5 protein-coding genes are annotated in these 7,309 nt (G+C 53.5%); all 5 read right to left on the minus strand.

Annotated features, from left to right (window positions below; genetic code table 11):
* Positions 1–988, minus strand: a 988-nt coding sequence (locus A1359_RS01645) for a DUF4158 domain-containing protein (RefSeq protein WP_157200429.1), incomplete at its 3' end; no start/stop codon positions are given.
* Positions 989–995: 7 nt separating this feature from the next.
* Positions 996–1,568 carry a recombinase family protein gene (locus tag A1359_RS01650; RefSeq protein WP_456297529.1) on the minus strand — a complete coding sequence of 191 codons (573 nt, stop codon included), beginning with the start codon at positions 1,566–1,568 and terminating at the stop codon, positions 996–998.
* A gap of 349 nt (positions 1,569–1,917) precedes the next feature.
* A complete protein-coding gene (locus A1359_RS01655) occupies positions 1,918–2,130 on the minus strand; it encodes a hypothetical protein (protein WP_051954175.1) in 213 nt (70 codons plus the stop codon).
* A gap of 149 nt (positions 2,131–2,279) precedes the next feature.
* Entirely contained in the window at positions 2,280–4,604 is a 2,325-nt protein-coding gene (locus A1359_RS01660) for a heavy metal translocating P-type ATPase (RefSeq protein WP_083960441.1), read from the minus strand.
* Entirely contained in the window at positions 4,601–7,252 is a 2,652-nt protein-coding gene (locus tag A1359_RS01665) for an efflux RND transporter permease subunit (RefSeq protein WP_456297530.1), read from the minus strand. The genes A1359_RS01660 and A1359_RS01665 overlap by 4 nt, the downstream gene beginning before the upstream one ends.
* Between the last annotated feature and the right edge of the window lie 57 nt (positions 7,253–7,309).

Consider the following 7,309-nt stretch of genomic DNA (forward strand, 5'->3'; position numbering starts at 1 on the left):
TTCGCTCCCACCGGGCCAACAGGTTTTGTTTGCCGGAAACACGCTTAAGGTCTTCCAATAATTCCCGGTCGACTTTGCGCTCAGCGCGTGCGCCGATCTGGTGGATGGTCTCGATCAGCAAGTCCACAAGATCATCAATCAAACTGCGGGCACGCAAGTAAACGAACGCGGCCAACCAAGTAATGCGTACGGCATCGGGATGCCTACGCAGGTCGCGGGGTACTTCGACAGAAACACGCTTGCGGCAACGCTCCAAATCAAGCGGTGAAACCTTATCAAATAAATCGGTTGGCAATCCGATTTTCCTGATGAGCGCTAATTTCGCTAGTTCATCCTGCATACTGGCAAGGCTGGGGCGGCCAGGATTGCTACGCAGCGTCAATAAGAGGGCTGACGCGCTGCCGGTAATGTCATCTTGCTCACTGTTCTCGCTACCGAATTTCTCAGACCGTAACAAGGCATCCAAACTCTCGCGGTGTTCGGGCGAAAGACGTTCATAGACAGAATTGTGGAACAGGTCTTCATGCGCATGCAGCGCACTACGTGCAATACGATCCATTCGATCAGGTGTAGGCGGTTCAATCGAGAGTTCTTTGCAACGTGCTTCCAATCGTGCGACCATCGAGTCGATATCGCCGCCGACTTCACCGGCAACATGATCACGCAGCCAAGCTGTCAGCATTTCCGCATCGGCAACCGTGACTTCCCGGAAACCGAAACGGACTCGAATTTCAGCGCGTAGCCGCTCGGCAGTGCGGCCAGTAGGAATGGCTTCGCCATCTATTGGAATCGGCACTTCCAGTTGCTGACTGAGTAAGGCTACGCCTTGGGTTTCGATTTCGGATTCATCGCGCGGGAACCTGCCGCGTTCGCGGAAGAACGTTAGCAGAATTGCAAACCCTAACCGGTTTGCTCGATTCTTGGCCATGACCAACGAGCGTTCGGCGGGTGTTAGTACCCACTGATCCTTATCGCCACTATTGTCCATCGCACCGTTATGGATTTGGATTTGAAGAAGGCCAGCCGATGCGAGCCAACGTTTCGATCAGTGTGGTTCGCTTGACACCAAAGTTACGGCAGACTGCCGCTTTAGACATACCGCTATTCAATGCGGCGATAATCGCTTCTAATTTTTCACCCATAATGGCGGGTGGGCGTCCGCCAATTCGTCCGCGTTTTCTGGCAGCGGTAAGGCCCGCTAAAACACGTTCTTTAATCAAAGCACGTTCATATTGGGCGAGAGCGCCAAAGACATGGAACAACAGTTCGCCTGATGGCGTAGTGGTATCCATGCCCTCAGTGAGTGAACGGAATGCAACCTGTTTTTCTTTAAGCGTGTTGATAATTGAAAGCAGGTGGGACAAAGAGCGGCCCAGCCTATCCAATTTCCACACGACCAGCACATCCCCAGGACGGACGAAGTCCAATGCATTGGTCAGTCCGGAACGATCATCCTTGGCCCCTGATGCTCGATCTTCAAAAAGATGCCGAATATCGACGCCGGCGGCCAGCAACGCATCACGTTGCAAATCCGTGCTTTGCCGGTCCGATTCCGATGAAACACGCATATAGCCCACTAACATAGACGGAAAACCATAAATTTGATGTTTCCGTATAATATCATTTTACGACAGTGTTTTACGTATACTTTCAAAGTTGTTAAAGCGGCATTTTGGTCATAGGTCGCATACATGTCGTAAAACAGATGTTTTGCGATATCTCAACCGCAGCTTGCGACAACCTTTGGATGTTGACCGATGTATCAACGATCACGAGATGGTCGGCCATGATCAAGTCTCAATTTTCCTGAATAGCCGCTTACAGGAATACCTGTGACCTGGCAGTTCGGTCTTTCCCTATAGTATTAATCAACTGACCGCTTCGCAGTCCATTCCGACGGTCATGCCAGATAAAAAATTAATGTCCCGTTCCGCGAACCATGTCGGCCATATCCCGATTAGCCGTAATCGCTTGTTGATAAAGATCGATCACCTCTTGGCTGTGTGCTTTCAGATCGTTGGCATGTCTGCCGTACAAATAGCGTTTGGTCTCGAATTGGTTTAGGAATTTTTGATGCTCCCCAATCCTGGCCTGCAATTCGTTGGCTTCTTCCTCAATGTGCTTAGCCAATGCCCATGCTGTACGTCCAGATCAACATCCTTGGCATGGGGCTCCATGAAACTACAGGCCGACAATAACCATTGATCCAAAATCAGGGGAATCAGTGGTTTAAATGTCATGGGAATCTCCAAAATAGTTTAGTTGTATGGTTCAGGTTATTAAATCGCTGTATTTTTAGGCTTAAGCAGCCGCAAGCCATTGGCGACGACTAATAGTGACGCACCCGTGTCGGCGGCGATGGCTTCCCACAAGGTCGCCACACCGGCAAAGGCGAGCACGGCAAATGCCGCCTTGATCGTCAGCGCAAAGATTATATTCTGTCTAATGATCGATAACGTTCGCTTGGAATGTCTGATCAGCCAAGGCAACTTGGACAGATCATCGCCCATTAGAGCGATATCGGCTATTTCGATGGCCGCATCCGAGCCTAATACCCCCATGGCAATTCCCAGGTTGGCCCGGCCTAGCGCTGGTGCGTCGTTGACACCATCACCTATCATCGCTACCTGTCCGTATTGCTCGACCATTTGACTGACAATCTCCACTTTATCGGCAGGCAATAATTCGGCGTGTATCTCATCAATGCCGATTTGTGCTGCAATATTATTTGCCGTCACCTGGTTATCACCGGTTAACATGACCAGATGTTTGATACCTGTCTGTCTCAACGATTGTAAAATCGATTTGATTTCAGCGCGAGGTTGGTCGGCGACGGCAATCAAGCCGCAAATGTGCCGCTCGCTGCCAATGGCAATCACGGTTTGCCCGGACTGTTCAAGGGCAATCGCTTTTGCGCTGATTTCCGGAATCTCCTGGCTACGTTCCAATAGATAACGACGCGAGCCCAGCCAGTAATCGGTGCCATTAAATAGCCCGGTTATCCCTTTACCGGGCAGAACCGTCACGTTGTCCGCGCTGGCGACACTGACGCCCTGGTTTTCCGTGTATTGCAGAATAGCTTTCGCCAGCGGATGATTGCTGCGTGCTTCCAATGCGGCCGCACGGCTTAACAGTTCCGCTTCGCTATGACCATTGAACGGGTAAACACCGGTGACTATCGGCTCACCGCGGGTCAGCGTACCGGTTTTATCAAAGGCGATTGCATTAAGATGGGCCGGCGTTTCGATATAAATGCCGCCTTTAATCAGAATACCTTGCCGGGCCGCACTCGCTAATGCGGCAACAATACTGACCGGCGTCGAAATGACCAATGCACAAGGGCAAGCAATCACCAATAACACTAAGGCGCGGTATAACCATTCACTCCAGTCGCCTGCTAAAAACAACGGCGGAATGACCCAAACGGCCAGCGCCAAGGTCATCACGACCGGCGTATAAACGCGCGCAAATTTCTCCACCCATTGCTCGGCTTCCGCCCGCTTGCCATGCGCTTCCCCAACCAGACGCGTGATTTGTGCCAGCGTGGTATCCGTGGCGAGTTTGGTGGAGCGGATTTCCAGGGTTCCTTCGCTATTGATACAACCGGCAAACACTTCATCGCCCACTTGCTTGGCGACCGGGATGCTTTCACCGGTAATCGGGGCCTGATTGACCGAACTGAAACCCGCGATCACCTCACCATCCAACGGGATTTTATCGCCCGGAGCGAGCATGAAACGGGTGCCGATACTGACTTCTGCGGCGGGGACCATGCGTTCCTGTCCACTTTCATCCTTGACCCTGACCGTCGATGGCGCTAAATCCAATAAAGCCTCTACCGCATGACGGGCGCGGCCAATGCTCCAGCTTTCAATCGCCAGGGACAGCGCAAAGAGAAAACTGACCGTTGCTGCTTCAAACCATTCGTTAATGAACATGGCGCCGATGACGGCAACCGTCATCAATAAATTCATATCGGCACGCAAGCGTTTCAGCGCATAAAACGCTTTTACAACCACATGTCGACCGCCGAAGATCACCGCCAAGCCAAAGGCGATTTTCTCAGGCAAAGGAATAGCTTGCTGAGTATGCGCGTTAAACAAGCTAGTGAGATACTCGGCAATAACCTCCCAGTTTAGAGACCAGTTTTCTGGGTGGCTGAGAAAAGTTTGCGCATCGCCAAATCCACCGGCGATAGCGATATGAATCACCATGCCGGCAATGATCAGCAAACCACTGAGCGTGGTATAAACGGTTTTCGAACGGTGAAGTCGCGTTGCATCATCTTGTTGTTTTTGACCCGCTTGCCAACGCCTTGCCTTCATACCCGTTTTGGCAACCGCTTTGATAATGGTTTTTTCAGCCACAGGCCCGGCATCGGGCAAAAGCGTCATGCGCCCATTTAAAACATCGAACGCCAGCTTGTCGCCGCCGCCCACTAGCGGGCCTATCGCGCTTTTTAAAGTGGCGACTTCCTCAGCACAGTCCAGGCCTTCGATCTTGAAGGTCATTCCGCTTGCCGGTATTGATAGATTTGGCTGATTGTTAGCCGGTTTATCTCCCGCACAACTACAGCTTTTTTCTGATTGATTGCATGAACTCATCTATTTCGCTCCTCATTAAACCCAATGGGTGTTTTTTCCGGTGTCAATGTACCTGCTTGCTCATCGTTGCGGTGCGCGAGCCAGTATAGAATCGGTAATACCAACAATGTCAGCATCGTTGACGACAGAATGCCGCCGATCACCACGGTGGCCAGTGGCCGCTGTACTTCTGCGCCGGTACCGGTGGCGATCGCCATCGGTACGAAACCGAACGAGGCCACCAATGCGGTCATCAGCACCGGTCGCAGTCGCGTCAAAGCACCCTCTACAATCGCCTTATCCAGCGACATGCCTTCGTCACGGAGGCTGCGGATAAAGGCAATCATCACCAGACCGTTCAGTACCGCTACACCCGACAAAGCGATGAATCCCACTGCCGCTGAAATCGACATCGGAATATCGCGCAACCAAAGTGCGACCAAGCCACCGGTCAGTGCGAATGGGATGCCGCTAAAGACAAGCAAACCGTCCTTGATGTTGCCAAACATCATGAACAGTAAGGTAAAAACCAGCAGCAACGCCACCGGCACTACGATTTCCAAACGCTGCGTGGCGGATTGCAATTGCTCGAACTGTCCGCCCCAGGTGGTCCAGTATCCCGCCGGAATCTTGACTTGCTGTTGCAGCCGTTGTTCGGCCTCGGCAACGAACGAACCGATATCGCGGCCGCGCACGTTGGAAGTTACCACGATCCGCCGTTTGCCGTTCTCCCGGCTGATTTGGTTGGGCCCCGGGGCTAATTCAAGGCTTGCGACTTCAGCGAGCGGAATATAAGTGGTTCTTCCGTCGCCGCTTTGTCCGCGCGGCAATGAAATCGGTAAACGTTTGATCGCTTCCGGATCGCTGCGCAGGTTATCCGGCAAACGAACGATAATGTCGAAACGCCGGTCGCCCTCGAACAATGTTCCGGCCTCTGTTCCGCCGATTGCGGTGGCCACCGCATCCTGCACGTCGCCTACGTTCAAACCGTAACGCGAGGTTTTGTCCCGGTCAATGTTGACCGTTAGCATCGGCAGCCCCGTGGTTTGCTCGACTTTAACCTCCGATGCGCCCTGAATAGTTTTCATGACCGCTGCGATTTCAGCCGCCGTGTCGTTTAGCACAGCCATGTCATCGCCAAACACTTTAACGGCCACATCGCTACGCACCCCGGAAATCAGTTCGTTAAAACGTAACTGGATGGGTTGTGAAAACTCGTACAGATTGCCCGGCAGTTTGTTGGCCGCTGTTTGGATTGCGGCCAGTAGGTCATCGCGCGACTTATCCGGTTCCGGCCATTGCTCGCGCGGCTTGAGCATGATGTAACCGTCCGAGATATTGGGCGGCATCGGGTCCGAGGCGATTTCAGCGGTGCCGGTTCGCGCAAATACCCGCTCGATTTCCGGAAACTGCTGTTTCAGCGTCGCTTCAATCCGCTGCTGCATGGCGACCGATTGCGACAAACTGGTGCCGGGGATGCGTAGCGCCTGAATAGCGAAATCGCCTTCATTCAAGCTCGGCACGAACTCGCTGCCCATGCGCGTAGCCAAGAGGCCCGACAGGATCACCGTGACAACAGCAAAGGTTAATACCACCGGCTTGTTACCCATGACGCTATCCAGCACCGGCGCATAGACACGCTTGGCCGTCCGCATCAGCACATTTTCTTTTTCGGCCACTTTGTCACCAATGAAGAGAGCCACGGCCGCCGGAACAAACGTGACCGACAGAATCATGGCGCCTACCAAGGCGGCCACGACAGTGAACGCCATCGGATGGAACATTTTGCCTTCCACGCCGGTCAGTGCGAAGATCGGCAAATACACCACCATGATGATGAGCTGGCCGAACAACAACGCCCGCCGCGCTTCTTTCGAGGCTGTAAATACTTCCTGAAAGCGCTCGCTACGGGTCAATGGGCGCCCTTGCTGCGCCTGAGCGTGAGCGAGCCGCCGCACGCAGTTCTCGACAATGACCACGGCGCCGTCGATGATGATGCCAAAGTCGAGTGCGCCCAGGCTCATCAAGTTGGCGCTCACCTGGTAAGTCACCATGCCGGTAAAGGTAAACAGCATCGCCAGCGGTATCACCATCGCGGTAATGACGGCGGCGCGAATATTGCCGAGGAACAGGAATAGAATCACGATGACCAGGATTGCCCCTTCGGTTAAGTTCTTCTTGACCGTGTTGATAGCTTTGTCGACCAGCACCGTCCGGTCGTAAACGGTGATCGCCCGTACGCCTTCAGGCAGGGTGCGGTTAATCTCCGCCATCTTTTTGTCGACCGCCTGCGAGACGCTGCGGCTGTTCTGGCCGATCAGCATGAAGACGGTGCCCAATACCACCTCGCGGCCGTTTTCGGTGGCGGCGCCGGTGCGCAGCTCGCGGCCGATCTCGACTTCGCCGACATCGCGGATGCGGATCGGCACGCCTTGGACATTGCCGAGAATGACATTTCGAATATCTTCTATCGAGTGAACCTGGCCCGGCGCTCGAATCAGGTATTGCTCGCCGCGCTTCTCGATATAGCCCGCCCCGACGTTGTTGTTATTGCGATCCAGCGCGGTGACAATGTCCTGTAAAGTTAAACCGTAGGATGCGAGTTTTTCCGGGTTCGGCGCCACCTGATATTGTTTGGCATAGCCACCCATGGAATTGATTTCGGTCACGCCCGGCACATTGCGCAGTTGCGGCTTGATGATCCAGTCGGGGTTCTAAGCCCAAAC

This window comes from Methylomonas lenta, assembly GCF_001644015.1.
GTDB classification, from domain to species: domain Bacteria; phylum Pseudomonadota; class Gammaproteobacteria; order Methylococcales; family Methylomonadaceae; genus Methylomonas; species Methylomonas lenta.